Genomic DNA, 12,610 nt, shown 5'->3' on the forward strand with positions numbered 1-12,610 from the left:
CTGACCGGGACCGTCGACGTGGCCGTAGCCGACGCCGCCGCCGGCGTCACCGGCGAGACGGTCGGCGTCGTCGGCATGAAGATCGCCTGTTCGGCCTTGTGCAGCTCGTCGAAGGACTGTTCGGGCGCGATCGGCTCGGTCGCGGCGGACGGCTGCGCCGGCACCGGCGTCGGCTGCACGATCGTCATCGGCTGCGTCGTCGACGCGGCCGTGCGCGGCGCGTCTGCGTGCTCCGGGATGAGCGGCGCGACGGCCGGCGCGGGCGTCGCGGCCTGCGCGGCGGCCGCCGGCCTGTGCTCGGCGTAGGTGGAGACACGCCCATAGGACTCAAGGCGGCCGAGCAGGTCGGCGCAGGCGTTGAGATAGTAGTCGACCTGGCGTTCGTCGTAGCCGTGCTTGCCCTTGCGCTGTGTGAACATGACGTCGGAGACGGACTGCGCCGTCAGCTTCGAGCCGTCGTCGCCGCCGTCCGGCGCCTCGGTGCTGATGTGCTCGAGCTCGTCGCCGGCCTGGTCGATGATGCGGTCGATGAGCCGGTCCACCTGCTTGCGGTCGTAGGACGGCCGCTTCGGCTCGCCAGGCGCGAAGCGTTCGCCGTCGGCGCGTTCGGCATGCGCCTCGAGCTGCCGGTAGAGCGCCTCGACCTGCGCCTTCCATGCGACGCGGCCGAGTTCGGCGATCTCGTAGGAGGTGTCCTTGTCGCTGACGGCCTTCGCGAGCCGTTCGAGCGTCGCGTCGACCTGCGGGATCGAATAGCCGCCCTTGACGATGTCGAAGGACGCGTCCTGGATGTCGCCGCGCCGCAGTTCGACGCCGTCCTGTTCGTACAATGCGTGCGCCTGTTCGAGGAATGCGTCCACCTGACGCACGTCGTATCCCTTCTTGCGTTTGCCCACGCGTTCGATATTCGCCGTGCCGCCCGTCGCTTCGCGTTCCTGCGCCATCGTCTGTCCTCCTCGCGATTTCGTACCAGTGCTAGATTACGTGATGTTTGAGACGCGCGCACGGCGGCGGCGCGCGCGACACCCGCCGCCGCGACGCTTTCTTCACCCGTCGTTGTACAGTGATGTGGCTGCCGCGATGCGATACGCACACGCGCATGCGGGCGATTAGCTCAGTTGGTTAGAGCGCCACCTTTACACGGTGGATGTCGGGGGTTCGAATCCCTCATCGCCCACCGTTGCCTTCCGTCCTCCCCATTCGGCGCATCCGCGCTCAGCTGTGCGAGGGAACGTGCCGCGGCGCATGCGCGGCCTCCCTATAATCATGAGCCATGAACACCCCATTGGACGTATTGTCGACCCCGTTGAAGGCGCTGCAGACGCTGCTTCCCGGCACCTCACGGCGTGAACAGGGGCTCGAGGAGCGCCTCGATGCGCTCGACCTCGAAGTGCAGCGGCTCGAACATGAGGCACATTGGCGCGCCGTCGACGACGACCGGCGCATCACCGAGCTGACGCGCGCGCTCGAGGAGGAACGGGCGCGACGTCGGCACCCCTCGCCTGCGACGAGGCGCGCCGACATGATCGTCGCGCTCGTCATGCTCGTGCTGTCGGCCGGCATGCTCATCCCGGTCATGCTCACGTTGTTCGGCGTCATCGACCCGGCGCACGCCGTCATCCGATGGGTGACGCTCGGCCTCATCGCGTTCGCCTTCGCGTTCGCCGTCGCCTTCGCGATCATGCGCGAGCGGTTCCCGCGCACCTTCGCGATGACGATCGTCTTCGTCTGCGCCGTCATGATGCAGCTGTGCGCGTGCCTGCTGTGAGCGTGGCCTCGATGCCCGCCCCGGCTTTCCGATACGACATCGCCGCCGGCCTTCCCCTCGGGGATCGCCGGCGGCGATGGACCGTCTAGCGGTTCGAGCTCTTGCCGAAGGCCCGCAGGCGGATGCCGTTCCAGTCGCTGCTGACGGTCAGCGGCGTCGACGCGTTCATGCCCGCCGTCTTCGACGCGTTCTGCACGGTGTTCGCCCCCGGTGCACCGTCGCGTCCCGGCTTCGGCGTGAGCACCCACAGCGGCCCGTCCTGGCCGAGCACGGCGTAGGCGTCCATGATCGTGTCCGACAGGCCGTCCTCGTCGTCGCCGTCGCGCCACCAGATGATCGCGCCGTCCACGGCGGAATCGTATTCCTCGTCCACCAGCTCCTCACCGGTCAACGTCTCGATGTTCTCGCGGATCGTGTCATCCACATCGTCGTCCCAGAGCCATTCCTGGACCAGGTCCCCCGCGCGGAAGCCGAACTCCTCAGCTTTCTCAGATGCCGTTTGATTCACGTTCGCCAATATAGCAACACCAGCGAACACGCCCGTTACGCCGACCGCGGGGACCGGTGGCCCGCAATCGGCGCCGCGGAGCCGTTCGCGGGCGTCGGCCGTGCCGGCGGCGACGTCTTCCCGGCCGTCATCCGGCCGTCATCCGGCAGTGCAGCGCGGCAGCGCGTCGCCTTTGCCTTCACCGATCGCGACGAGCGCGCGGTATGCGTCGTCGAGCGTCGAGACCTTGACGTCGCGCAGCCCTTCGGGCACATGGCCGACGACCTCGTCGCAGTTGGCGGACGGCGCGAGGAACCAGGTGGCGCCGTCGCGGAGCGCGCCGAGCATCTTCAGGTCGATGCCGCCGATCGCACCGACCTTGCCCTTGTCGTCGATCGTGCCGGTGCCCGCCACCGTCGTCCCAGCCGACTCCTCGGCCGGCGTCAGCATGTCGACGAGGCCGAGCGCGTACATCATGCCGGCCGACGGGCCGCCGATGTCGTCGACGTGCATCGTCACCTTCGCGCCCTTGACGTCGGCGCCGAGCTTTCCGGCGTAGTCGAGGCCCGCGGTGACGGCCGCGTCCTGCGACGAGGTCATCTCCTGCTGCGACTCGCGTTCGTACTCCTCGCTCGTCTGACCGACCGGGAAGATCGCCTCCTGCGGCATGACGAGCATCTGCGGGTCGGCCCAGCCCCACAGCGCCTCGGCGTTCGAGACCGGGTATCCGGGCACGCCGGCGGCGTTGACGGTGACGAGCAGCAGCCTGCCGGAGTCCTTGTGGGTCGGCACGCCGGAGACGTCGATGACCTTCTTGCCGCCGCTTTCGCCGAGCACGTCCTGCGTCGGCCCGGGCGTCTCGACGACGTAGGCGCTCGGCATCAGCAGGATCATGACGCCGAGCAGCACGGCGAGCGCGCCGACGGCGAAGCCGAAGGGCCGCCCCCGCCAATGCGCGGCGAGGCGGCGGAGCAGGCCGGGGCGGACGGCGTCCCGCGTGGTCTGCGGCCGGGTGGGGTTCTGCGTGTGCGACATGCCTCCCATACTATGGCCGCGGCGGAATTATTTCGGCGTGTCGCGTATTGAGACAGATAGGAAAAACACGAAGCGTACAGATCCAAGTACGAAGGGAACCCATGATGGATGAGAATACGTTGCACCAGTGGTTCATCGAATGCTTCGGCCCCGTGCAGGGCGAGATGGCGTGGAAGCAGGTCGAGTCGCTGCCCGACCAGATCCGCGAGCAGCTGATGAGCCAGAGCCTCGAGGACCTGCCCGACCCGGCGCAGATCCGCGGCATGATGCAGGCCTTCGCCGGCGGCGGGCTCAATTCCTTCGGCGAGATGCAGCAGACGATCGCCGAAGGCCCGATCAACGTCAAGCTCGCGAGGTCGATCGCGCTGCAGCAGGCGAACGACGCCGACAGCGAGCGGATCGTCACCGCCGAGGAGGGCGCCGCGATGCGCCGCGCGATGAGCGAGGTCAACCTGTGGCTCGACACGACGACCGACTTCGACCCGGTGCCCTCGCAGGCCGAGGCGCTGACGCGCGCCGCCTGGGTCGAGGGCACGATCGAGCAGTGGGCCCAGTTCGCCGCGCCGGTCGCCGCCTCGATGAACGACGCGCTCGGCGCCGTCATCTCCGAACGTCTCGACGGCGCCTTCGACGGCGAGATCACCGGCATGTTCGCCGGCCCGGTGCCGATCCCGATCCCCGAGGGCATGAAGGACGCCAAGCAGCTGATGAAGCTGTTCGCCAACACCTCGTACGCGATGCAGCTCGGCCAGGCGGCCGGCGCGATGTCGAAGGAGGTGCGCGGCAGCTACGATCAGGGCATCGAACTGCTCAAGAACCCGGCGGGCGGCCTCATCATGCAGAACGTCGACGAATACGCGCGCTCGCTCGAGATCGACGCGGCCGAGGTCACCGAGTTCATCGCGCTACGCGAACAGGCCTATGCGCGCCTGTACGCGACGGTGCCGTGGCTGATGCCGCGCTTCGTCGCGCTCATCGGCAAATACGCGCGTGGCATCACGATCGACCTCGACGCGATGGAGGAGCAGCTGCGCGGCGCCTCGTCGCTCGACCCGGAGTCGCTGTCCGGCGCCGTCAACCTGTCGAACGTGGGACTGACGACGACCGACGAGCAGAAGGAGACGATGCATTCGATCGAGACGCTGCTCGCGCTCGTCGAAGGCTGGGTCGACTGCGTCGTCTGGCGTTCCGGCATGGCGCATCTGCCGCATCTCGAGCAGCTGCGCGAGATGATGCGCCGCGAGCGCGCCGTCGGAGGCCCCGCCGAACTGACCTTCGAGAACCTGCTCGGCCTGCAGCTGCGCCCAAAGCGCACACGCGAGGCCGCGCAGCTGTGGGAGCTCCTCACCGCCGAACGCGGCGTCGAGGGACGCGACGCGATGTGGGGACACCCGGACCTGCTGCCGAGCCTGCCCAACGAGGGCGACGAGGCCGAGGCCGCCGCGCCGAAGGGCGAGCATATCGACTGGGACGCCGAACTGAGCCGCCTGCTCGACGACGACGCGAGCGCCGCGGCCGACGCGGGCGCCCCGACCGAAACGGACGACGCCGACGTCCCGAACGACGACGCCACATCCGCCGACGCGAACGCCGACGACGAGCACGGCGACACCGACGACACCGACGGTGCCGATGACGACCATCCCGATGACGACCATCCCGACGACGACCACCCCGGCGCTACTGACGCGACGCGCCGGTAACCGGCCCGACGACGGCGGATCTCACTGCAGAAAGCGGCTTACGTCCCTGACGAAGCCGCTTTCCTCGTTCATGCGGCGCGCATAGGACAGATGGAGCGCGTCCTCGGCGCGCGTCACGCCCACATAGAGCACGCGGCGCTCCTCCTCGAGCGTCGTCGGGTCGTCGGAGGCGTGGAACGGCATCAGCCCGTCGGACAGCCCGACGAGGAACACATGCTTGAACTCGAGGCCCTTCGACGCGTGGATCGTGCTGACCGTCGCCCGTCCGGCGCGCGCACCGGCGGCGTCGTCGATCGCCGACATGTCGGCCGGCGGCATGTCGGCGACCGCCGACTGCTGCCATCCGGCGTCGCGGCGCACCTGATACGGCACGCCCGCCTCGCGCAGCGCACGCACGAGCACGGCCTGCTGGCCGTTGATGCGCGTGAGCACCGCACAGTCGGCGGCGCGCCCCCCGCGCTCGACGATGCGGCGGATCGCCGCGGCCACGGCGCGCGCCTCCTCGGCGTCGGTTCCGTAGATCATGCTCGTCACGCGCGGGCCGCCGCCGCGCACGGCGCGCAGCCGCAGATACCCGTCGCGTTCGGGCGAACGCGACAGCACACGGTTCGCGAGCGCGACGACCGGCGGCGTCGAACGATAGTCGCGGCTCAGTTCGATGTTCGCGGCGAGCGGCGCGAACTCGCGCGCGAAGTCGTCGAGATAGTAGCTCGTCGCGCCCGCGAACGAATAGATCGTCTGCGCCGGATCGCCGACGACGCAGATGCGGCGGTTGTCGCCCAGCCATCCGCGCAGCAGCCGGTGCTGCAGCGGCGAGACGTCCTGGTATTCGTCGACGGTGAGCCAGCCGATGCGCTCACGGATGTGCGCGGCCGTCTCGGGGAACGCGTCGAGCACATGCGCGCACATGAGCAGGATGTCGTTGAAGTCGATCTGCAGACGTGCCGTCTTCTCGAGCTCGTACTGCCGGTAGACGTCGATGAAGCGGCGCACGTCGAGCTGCGCGGGCGGTTCGCGCCGCGTCGCCGCGCAGACGCGCCCGTAGTCGTCGGGGGCGATCAGCGAGACCTTGCACCAGTCGATCTCCCGTTCGATGTCGTGCGCGGCGCGGCGTTCCGGTTCGCGGTTGAGCGCGCGCACGCACGCCTGCGCGACGAGGTCGCCGCGGCGTTCGGCGAGCTGCGGGAACGGTCCCTCGCACAGTTCGTTCCACACTTCGCGCAGCTGCGCGAGCGCGGCCGAATGAAAGGTCGCGACATGCACGCCGTCGACGCCGAGCGCCGCGATCCGCTCGCGCATCTCGTTCGCCGCCTTAACCGAGAACGTCACGGCGAGCGTCGCGCCGGGGCGCCACGCGCCGGTCGCGCACGCGTAGGCGATGCGCCGCGTGATCGTGCGCGTCTTGCCGGCGCCGGCGCATGCGATGATGCGCACCGGCCCCTCCACGCTCGTCGCGGCGCGCCGCTGCGCGTCGTCGAGCCCGTCGAGAATCTCCTCCGCTGATGCCTGCATGCCGACCATTGTGCCACGCGCCCGGTCTCGCACGCCCGCGCCGCGCGCCCGCGCCGCGCGCCCGCGCGGGCCTGCGGAACGTTGCAACGACTGACGTTTGTGCATCGTCTTGTACGCTCCGCATGGAAAAATGGCCGCTGTGAGTGAACGAAGCAATCTGATGTTGGCGGCCCTGGCTTCGGCGGCGATGCCGGACACGGCCGTCGTCGGCGTCCGCGCCAGCGAGCAGGAGAACGACACGGATGCGGGGGTCGGCATCGACCAGGCCGTCGTGCAGGATCTGCGCGGCCATCTCTACAACGTCTATGCGTCCGACGACGCGCGCGGCAAGCGTCGTCTCGCCGGCCGCGTGCGTGCCGGGCAGGTCGTCGAGCATGCGCGCGAGCTCGCCGGGCTCGGCTTCTCCGTCGACCGCATCGTCGCGTTCCAGCCGGGCGGTGACGATCCGGAGCGCGCGTCGGTGCTCGTCACCGCCCATCCCGAGGGCGTCGCCCGTTCGCTCGAGCTGCTCACGCTCGACGACTGCGCGTCGGTGGGCACGGCGATCGGCGCCGTGCACCGGCTGCGCCCGACCTTCCTGACCGAATCCGGCTATCCTTCGTACACGACCGGCCAGATCCGCGCGCAGCTGACGTCGTGGATCAAGCGGCTGCGCCAGGCCGGCCATGTGCCCGGCGAGATCACCGACAGCTGGACGCGCATCCTCGAGACCGAGGGGCTGTGGTCGTTCATGACCTGCCCGGTGCACGGCGGCTACGCCGACGGCGACTTCGTCTTCTCCGGCTCGACGATCACGACGATCACGAACTGGCAGGAGATGCAGATCAACGATCCGGCGCGCGACCTCGCGTGGATCTTCTCGAAGCTCGACGAGACGCACCGCAACGCCGTCATCTCCGCCTACGGCCGCATCCTCGGCAACCGTCTCGACGACCTCATCATGCTGCGCGCGAACCTGTGGGTGCAGATGGCGCAGGTCGGCGACTTCATCCAGGCGCTCAACCAGGGCGACAACGCGCGCATCATGCAGTTCAAGGCGCAGGTCGACCATCTCGCCCATCAGCTCGGCGCGACGATGCACCGCACACGCGGCTACGACGCGGCCTCCGGCGCGAACCCGAGCACCGTCACCGTCAACACGCTGCTGCGCGAGGACGAGGCGCGCCAGCGCCGCGCGTCGACGCCGTCGAGCACGCAGCTGGCCTCGGCGTCGTCGATCTTCGACGTGACCGACGAACGCGACGTCACCGCCGGCGCGACGCAAGCCGTGCGACAGCCGGCCGGCGACGACCGCACCGACTCCCATCCGATCGACGCGATCGGCGTCGTCGACGCCGACGACACGGCGTCGCGCCAGATCGCGGCCTCGTCGAGCGAGACGATCGTCATCGGCGTCACCGAGCAGACGGACGCGACCGGACAGGCGCAGGCGGTCGCCACCGGTTCCGTCCGTTCGACGCCCGGCGCGCAGCGTCCCGCGTCGAACGGCACGTCGTCGAACGGGCCCGATGCGCAGACGCTGCTGATCCCACTGCTCGAACGCGAGGAGCAGGCGATGCGCGACGCGCAGGCCGGCCTCGAACAGTCGCATCCGGCGACCGGCGACGGCTCCTCCCCCACGCCACATACGCAAGGCTGAGCGTATGCAGCGCCCGACGCACGCTCATCCGTGCGCGTAGCGCGCCGGCGCCCGGCGCGACGCTTGCCGTAGAATGCTGTACGCACAGGGACAGCGATCATCATCAAGGAGAGTCATATGGAAATCGAACTCGGCGTCCAGAACGTCACACGTCCGGTCACGTTCAACTCGGACGAGCCGGCGGAGCAGATCGAGCATACGATCGAGCAGGCGCTCGAAGCGCATAAGCCGATTGTGCTGATGGACAACAAGAGCCGCCGCTTCATCGTGCCGGCCGACGCGCTCGGTTATGCGATCATCGGCTCCGAGACGCGCCACGCCGTCGGCTTCGGCGCGCTCAGCTAAAGCGTCCACAAGACCCTGCACGGCCGCGAAGGGCGGCGGATTCCCGCGATTCCATATCCGCGGGATCCGCCGCCCTTCGCCGTATCCATGCCCGCCGCGGGGCGCTATTTCCACAGCGGGATCGCGCCGCGGCGCACGATCTCGGCTACCGTCGCATCGTCGGTCAGGCATTCGCCGAGCTTGTTCGGCTTGCCTTTGCCGTGCCAGTCCGATCCGCCGGTCACGAGCAGCCCGTAGCGTTCGGCGAGCATGAGCAGCCGCGCGCGCTGTTCGGGAGGGTTGCCGCGGTGCCACACCTCGAGCCCGTCGAGCCCCTCGTCGACCAGGCGCGCGATCTGCGCGTCGGACAGCAGCACCTTGTTGCGGCTCGGGTCGGCGGCGTGCGCGACGACGCTGACGCCGCCGGCCTCGCCCACGGCCCGCACGACGTCGCCGGTGCTCGGCGACGGCGTTGGGATGTAGTACTTGCTGTGCGAGCTGATCGCGTCGGCGAAGGCGGCCGAACGGTCCGGGTAGACGCCGGCGGCGACGAGCGCGTCGGCGATGTGCGGACGGCCGATCGTCGTCTGGTCGCCCTCCTTGACCTGCGCGAGCACGTCGTCCCAGTCGATCGGGAAGTCCTTCGCCAGCAGCGCGACCATCTTCTTCGTCCGGGCGAGCCGCGCCGCGCGCGTCGTGCGGAACAGGTCGCAGATGCGTCTGGAGCGCGGATCGTACTGGTAGGCGAGCATATGCACCGAGACGTTGCCGTCCTGCGCCGTGATCTCGGTGCCGCGCACAAGCGGCAGCCCGAGCTCGCTCGACGCCTGCTCGGCCTGCGGCCAGCCGGCCGTCGTGTCGTGGTCGGTGATCGCCACGCCGTGCAGCCCGATCCCCTTCGCGCGCCGCACAAGCTCATGCGGCGTCTCCGTGCCGTCGGAGAACACCGTGTGGCAGTGCATATCCCATCCGCTCGTCGGCGGTGTCATCGCAATCGCTACCTTCGCCATATCTCCATCGTAAACGGTCGCGCCGCGGCGCCGCGCGCATTCGGCGAAATCACTGGGATCCGCGCAATCGCCGATTCGCCCATGCGGGCCCGCGTTTTGTACACTGTTCCACAGCGGCGCCCGCCACCGGCCGCGCCGCACCCACGTCCGACGCATCGAGGAGGCCAATATGGCAGCGAACCGGCAGCGGAGCACCCAATCCGAACAGCCGCATCAGACGACGGCACGGCCCGTATCCGTCCCGGCCAAGGACACCGGCGCGCCGGCCGTCCCCGCCGACATGCCACGCGGCTGGCGCCACGGAGCCGTCTGGCTGTATCTCGTCATGCTCGCCGCCTCCGGCCTCGCGCTCGTCGTCTCCTTCGTCCTGTCCGCCGAGACGCTGCAGATGGCGCGCGAACCCGGCAAGCTGCTGTCGTGCGACGTCAACGCCGTGCTCTCCTGCTCCGCCGTCGCCGACTCCTGGCAGGCGGAGATCGTCAAGTTCGCCGGCCTGAGCTACCCGAACGCGTTCTTCGGCATCGCCGCCGAATCGGTGTTCTGCACGATCGCCGTCATCGGGTTGGCGCGCATGCGCATGCCGCGCTGGTTCGCGGCATGCACATGGTTCGGCTCCCTCGCCGCGCTCGCCTACTCGTATTGGCTGACGACGCAGTCGCTGTTCGTCATCAACGCGCTGTGCCCGTGGTGCCTCGTGCTGTGCTTCGCGACGACGATCCAATTCATCGCCGTCAGCCACGCGACCGTCACCGTCCAGGGGCTGCCGACGCGCGCCGCCGGCCTGCGCAAATACTACCGCCTCAACTTCGACCTGATGGTCGACGCCGTCTGGATCGTCGCGCTCGTCACGCTCATCCTCGTCAAGGACGGCGCCTATCTCTTCGCCTGAACCGCAGCGACTGCCCGCACGATTCCCTTTCCTCTCATTGCCAAGGAGCACGATGACTTCGCCGTCCCCCTCCCCCGCGCCGCCGCGCATGACCGAACGCTGGAGCGTCTTCGCCGTCGTCGGCTTCGTCTGCGCGTGGCTGCTGCCGCCGGCCGGCCTCGCCTGCTCGATCGTCGCGCTCGCCCGCATCGCCGACGGCCGTGCATTGCACGGTCGCGGCCTGGCGATCGCCGGCATCGTCGTCAGCGTCGTCGTCATGCTCGCCGCGCTCACGATCATCGCCTACTTCGTCTGGTTCGGCCTGATGTTCATCCCCTACGGCATGCAGCTGCGCGCGGGGTGAGCGTTCGCCCTCCCCGCGCGCAGTGGCTGTGATCCGCTGTGACCCACCGTCGACGGCGGCCACGGCGGGTCACAGCATCTCGATCTTCGCGACGATCGCCGCCGGCCCGGTCAGCATGACGTCGTCGCCGGTCACGTCGACGTCGACCTTGCCGCCGCGCACGGTGATGCGCCAATGGTTGACGCCGGTCTTCGCATGCAGCACGACGGCCGTCGCGCACAGGCCGGTGCCGCACGACAACGTCTCGCCGCAGCCGCGTTCGAACACGCGCATCGTCGCCTCGCCGCGGTCCTCGCCGTCGTCGATCTCATCGATGCGCACGAACTCGACGTTCTGCCCCTCCTCGATCGCCGGCGTCACGACCGGCGCCTCGTCGAGGTCGAGGTCCTCGAGCACCGGCAGCGTGCTGAATGCGTCCTCGACGACGGTCACGACATGCGGATTGCCCATGTCGACGAAGGTGCCCTTGCCCGAGCCGTCCGAATCCGCGACCGTCACGATGTGCGCGTCGACGTCGCCGATCTTCCAGACGCCCATGTCGACGCGGAACAGATGCGTGCCGAGCTCGTCGTCGTCGGGCATCGGCGTCAGCGTCTTGACGCCGGCGCGCGTGCCGAGCCTGAGCGGCTCGTCGCCGTCGATGCCGTGCATCGTGCGGATGAACAGCGCCGTCGCGCGCGAACCGTTGCCGCACATCTGCGCGATCGAACCGTCGGCGTTTCGGTAGTCCATGAACCACTCGGCGCCGCCGTCCTCGCACGCCTTGAGGTCCTCCTCGCTGATGTCCCCGACGTACTGCGGCTTCGTGACGCGAATCAGTCCGTCGGCGCCGATGCCGAAATGCCTGTCGCAGATCGCCGCGATCTCCTTGGGCTGCGGATCGTACGTGCCGTCCGCGTCCTCGAACATGACGAAGTCGTTGCCGGTGCCTTGCGTCTTGTATACCGTCGTTGCAATGCTCATATGCCTCACTGTACCCGCACAGCCGCCCCTTTGATTCCCCGATGCGCGTAGCGGTGCGCGCCGCTTCGTATAATGACGCCTTGGGAGGCGCGGCCCCGCGTCGCGCGCAACGGCTCTGTCAGGAGGCACCATCATGGCTTCGTCGGCTCCGATCGGCGTATTCGATTCCGGCTTGGGCGGCATCTCCGTCGTCCGTGAGATCCGCCGCGAGATGCCGCACGAGCGCATCATGTTCTTCGGCGACTCCGAGCACGCGCCCTACGGCACGAAGACGCCCGAACAGGTGCGCGCACTGTCCGAGCAGATCGTCGAGGACCTCGTCGCCCAGGGCGCCAAGGCGATCGTCATCGCCTGCAACACGGCCACGTCGGCCGCCGCAGCCGCGCTGCGCGACCACTACAATCTGCCGATCATCGGCATGGAGCCCGCGCTCAAGGTCGCCTGCGACCGCGGCCACGGACGCCGTCAGCGCGTCATCGTCGCCGCCACGCCGCTGACCTTGCGCGAACACAAGTTCGCCGCGCTGATGCACCGCTTCGAATCCGGCCACACGATCTTCCCGCAGCCGTGCCCCGAACTCGTCCGCATCGTCGAGGAGGGACGGCTCGCCGACCACGACCTCGTCATGCGCACGCTCCACGGTTACTTCGACCGCTACGACCTCGACTCGATCGACTCGGTCGTGCTCGGCTGCACCCATTTCATCTTCTACCGCGACTACTTCCGCGAACTGCTGCCCGACAACGTCGCGATCGTCGACGGCAACGCCGGCACCGTCCACCATCTCGACGTCATCCTCGAATCGCTCGGCGCGCTCGCGCCCGACACGGCCGAAGGCGGCGTCACGCTGACGAACTCCGACCCGTCGCCGCGTGTCGCCGCGCTCGCCGAGGAACTGCTGGAAACCGGCGGCGAAACCGGTCTGCGGCGGTGACGT

The 12,610-nt window shown here is 69.0% G+C and carries 13 protein-coding genes and 1 tRNA gene; 8 read left to right on the top strand and 6 right to left on the bottom strand.

Going from position 1 to position 12,610, the window contains the following annotated elements; genetic code table 11:
- Positions 1-944 (bottom strand): DivIVA domain-containing protein (locus tag BCHO_RS07980; protein ID WP_034256333.1); only part of this gene is annotated, 944 nt, incomplete at its 3' end.
- A 159-nt stretch (positions 945-1,103) separates the two neighbouring features.
- Here BCHO_RS07980 and BCHO_RS07985 point away from each other — a divergent pair.
- Positions 1,104-1,177: transfer RNA gene (locus tag BCHO_RS07985), tRNA-Val, on the top strand.
- Between the two features lie 96 nt (positions 1,178-1,273).
- Entirely contained in the window at positions 1,274-1,768 is a 495-nt protein-coding gene (locus BCHO_RS07990; protein WP_024540681.1) for a hypothetical protein, read from the top strand.
- A gap of 85 nt (positions 1,769-1,853) precedes the next feature.
- Here the strand turns inward: BCHO_RS07990 and BCHO_RS07995 are convergent, their stop codons facing one another.
- Both BCHO_RS07995 and BCHO_RS08000 read right to left on the bottom strand, forming a co-directional pair.
- Positions 1,854-2,276 carry a DUF3052 domain-containing protein gene (locus BCHO_RS07995; RefSeq protein ID WP_024540682.1) on the bottom strand — a complete coding sequence of 141 codons (423 nt, stop codon included), beginning with the start codon at positions 2,274-2,276 and terminating at the stop codon, positions 1,854-1,856.
- Between the two features lie 138 nt (positions 2,277-2,414).
- Positions 2,415-3,290, bottom strand: coding sequence for a YlbL family protein (locus BCHO_RS08000; RefSeq protein ID WP_024540683.1), 876 nt, complete (start codon positions 3,288-3,290; stop codon positions 2,415-2,417).
- Positions 3,291-3,394: 104 nt separating this feature from the next.
- Here BCHO_RS08000 and BCHO_RS08005 point away from each other — a divergent pair, with 104 nt between their 5' ends.
- Entirely contained in the window at positions 3,395-4,993 is a 1,599-nt protein-coding gene (locus BCHO_RS08005; protein WP_024540684.1) for a zinc-dependent metalloprotease, read from the top strand.
- Between the two features lie 21 nt (positions 4,994-5,014).
- Here BCHO_RS08005 and BCHO_RS08010 read toward each other — a convergent pair whose 3' ends face one another.
- Positions 5,015-6,514: an ATP-dependent helicase gene (locus BCHO_RS08010; protein ID WP_024540685.1), complete on the bottom strand. Its 1,500-nt coding sequence runs from the start codon at positions 6,512-6,514 to the stop codon at positions 5,015-5,017.
- 178 nt (positions 6,515-6,692) lie between these two features.
- Here BCHO_RS08010 and BCHO_RS08015 point away from each other — a divergent pair, with 178 nt between their 5' ends.
- Entirely contained in the window at positions 6,693-8,144 is a 1,452-nt protein-coding gene (locus BCHO_RS08015) for a phosphotransferase (RefSeq protein WP_081707926.1), read from the top strand.
- Positions 8,145-8,261: 117 nt separating this feature from the next.
- The gene (locus tag BCHO_RS08020; RefSeq protein ID WP_024540687.1) at positions 8,262-8,489 is read left to right on the top strand and encodes a DUF3107 domain-containing protein; all 228 of its coding nucleotides are present in this window, start codon (positions 8,262-8,264) and stop codon (positions 8,487-8,489) included.
- Positions 8,490-8,593: 104 nt separating this feature from the next.
- Here BCHO_RS08020 and BCHO_RS08025 read toward each other — a convergent pair whose 3' ends face one another.
- Positions 8,594-9,478 carry a PHP domain-containing protein gene (locus tag BCHO_RS08025; protein ID WP_024540688.1) on the bottom strand — a complete coding sequence of 295 codons (885 nt, stop codon included), beginning with the start codon at positions 9,476-9,478 and terminating at the stop codon, positions 8,594-8,596.
- A gap of 280 nt (positions 9,479-9,758) precedes the next feature.
- Between BCHO_RS08025 and BCHO_RS08030 the strand changes: the two genes are divergently transcribed.
- Both BCHO_RS08030 and BCHO_RS08035 read left to right on the top strand, forming a co-directional pair.
- Entirely contained in the window at positions 9,759-10,367 is a 609-nt protein-coding gene (locus BCHO_RS08030) for a vitamin K epoxide reductase family protein (protein ID WP_029675382.1), read from the top strand.
- Between the two features lie 52 nt (positions 10,368-10,419).
- On the top strand, positions 10,420-10,710 hold the full coding sequence (locus BCHO_RS08035) for a DUF4190 domain-containing protein (RefSeq protein WP_024540690.1): 291 nt from the start codon (positions 10,420-10,422) through the stop codon (positions 10,708-10,710).
- A gap of 69 nt (positions 10,711-10,779) precedes the next feature.
- On the opposite strand, the gene dapF is transcribed toward BCHO_RS08035, so the two are convergent.
- A complete protein-coding gene (gene dapF, locus BCHO_RS08040; protein WP_024540691.1) occupies positions 10,780-11,673 on the bottom strand; it encodes a diaminopimelate epimerase in 894 nt (297 codons plus the stop codon).
- Positions 11,674-11,806: 133 nt separating this feature from the next.
- Here dapF and murI point away from each other — a divergent pair, with 133 nt between their 5' ends.
- On the top strand, positions 11,807-12,607 hold the full coding sequence (murI, locus tag BCHO_RS08045) for a glutamate racemase (protein WP_024540692.1): 801 nt from the start codon (positions 11,807-11,809) through the stop codon (positions 12,605-12,607).
- The last annotated feature ends 3 nt before the right edge of the window (positions 12,608-12,610 follow it).

The sequence above is a fragment of the Bifidobacterium choerinum genome, from assembly GCF_000741135.1.
GTDB classification, from domain to species: Bacteria; Actinomycetota; Actinomycetes; order Actinomycetales; family Bifidobacteriaceae; genus Bifidobacterium; species Bifidobacterium choerinum.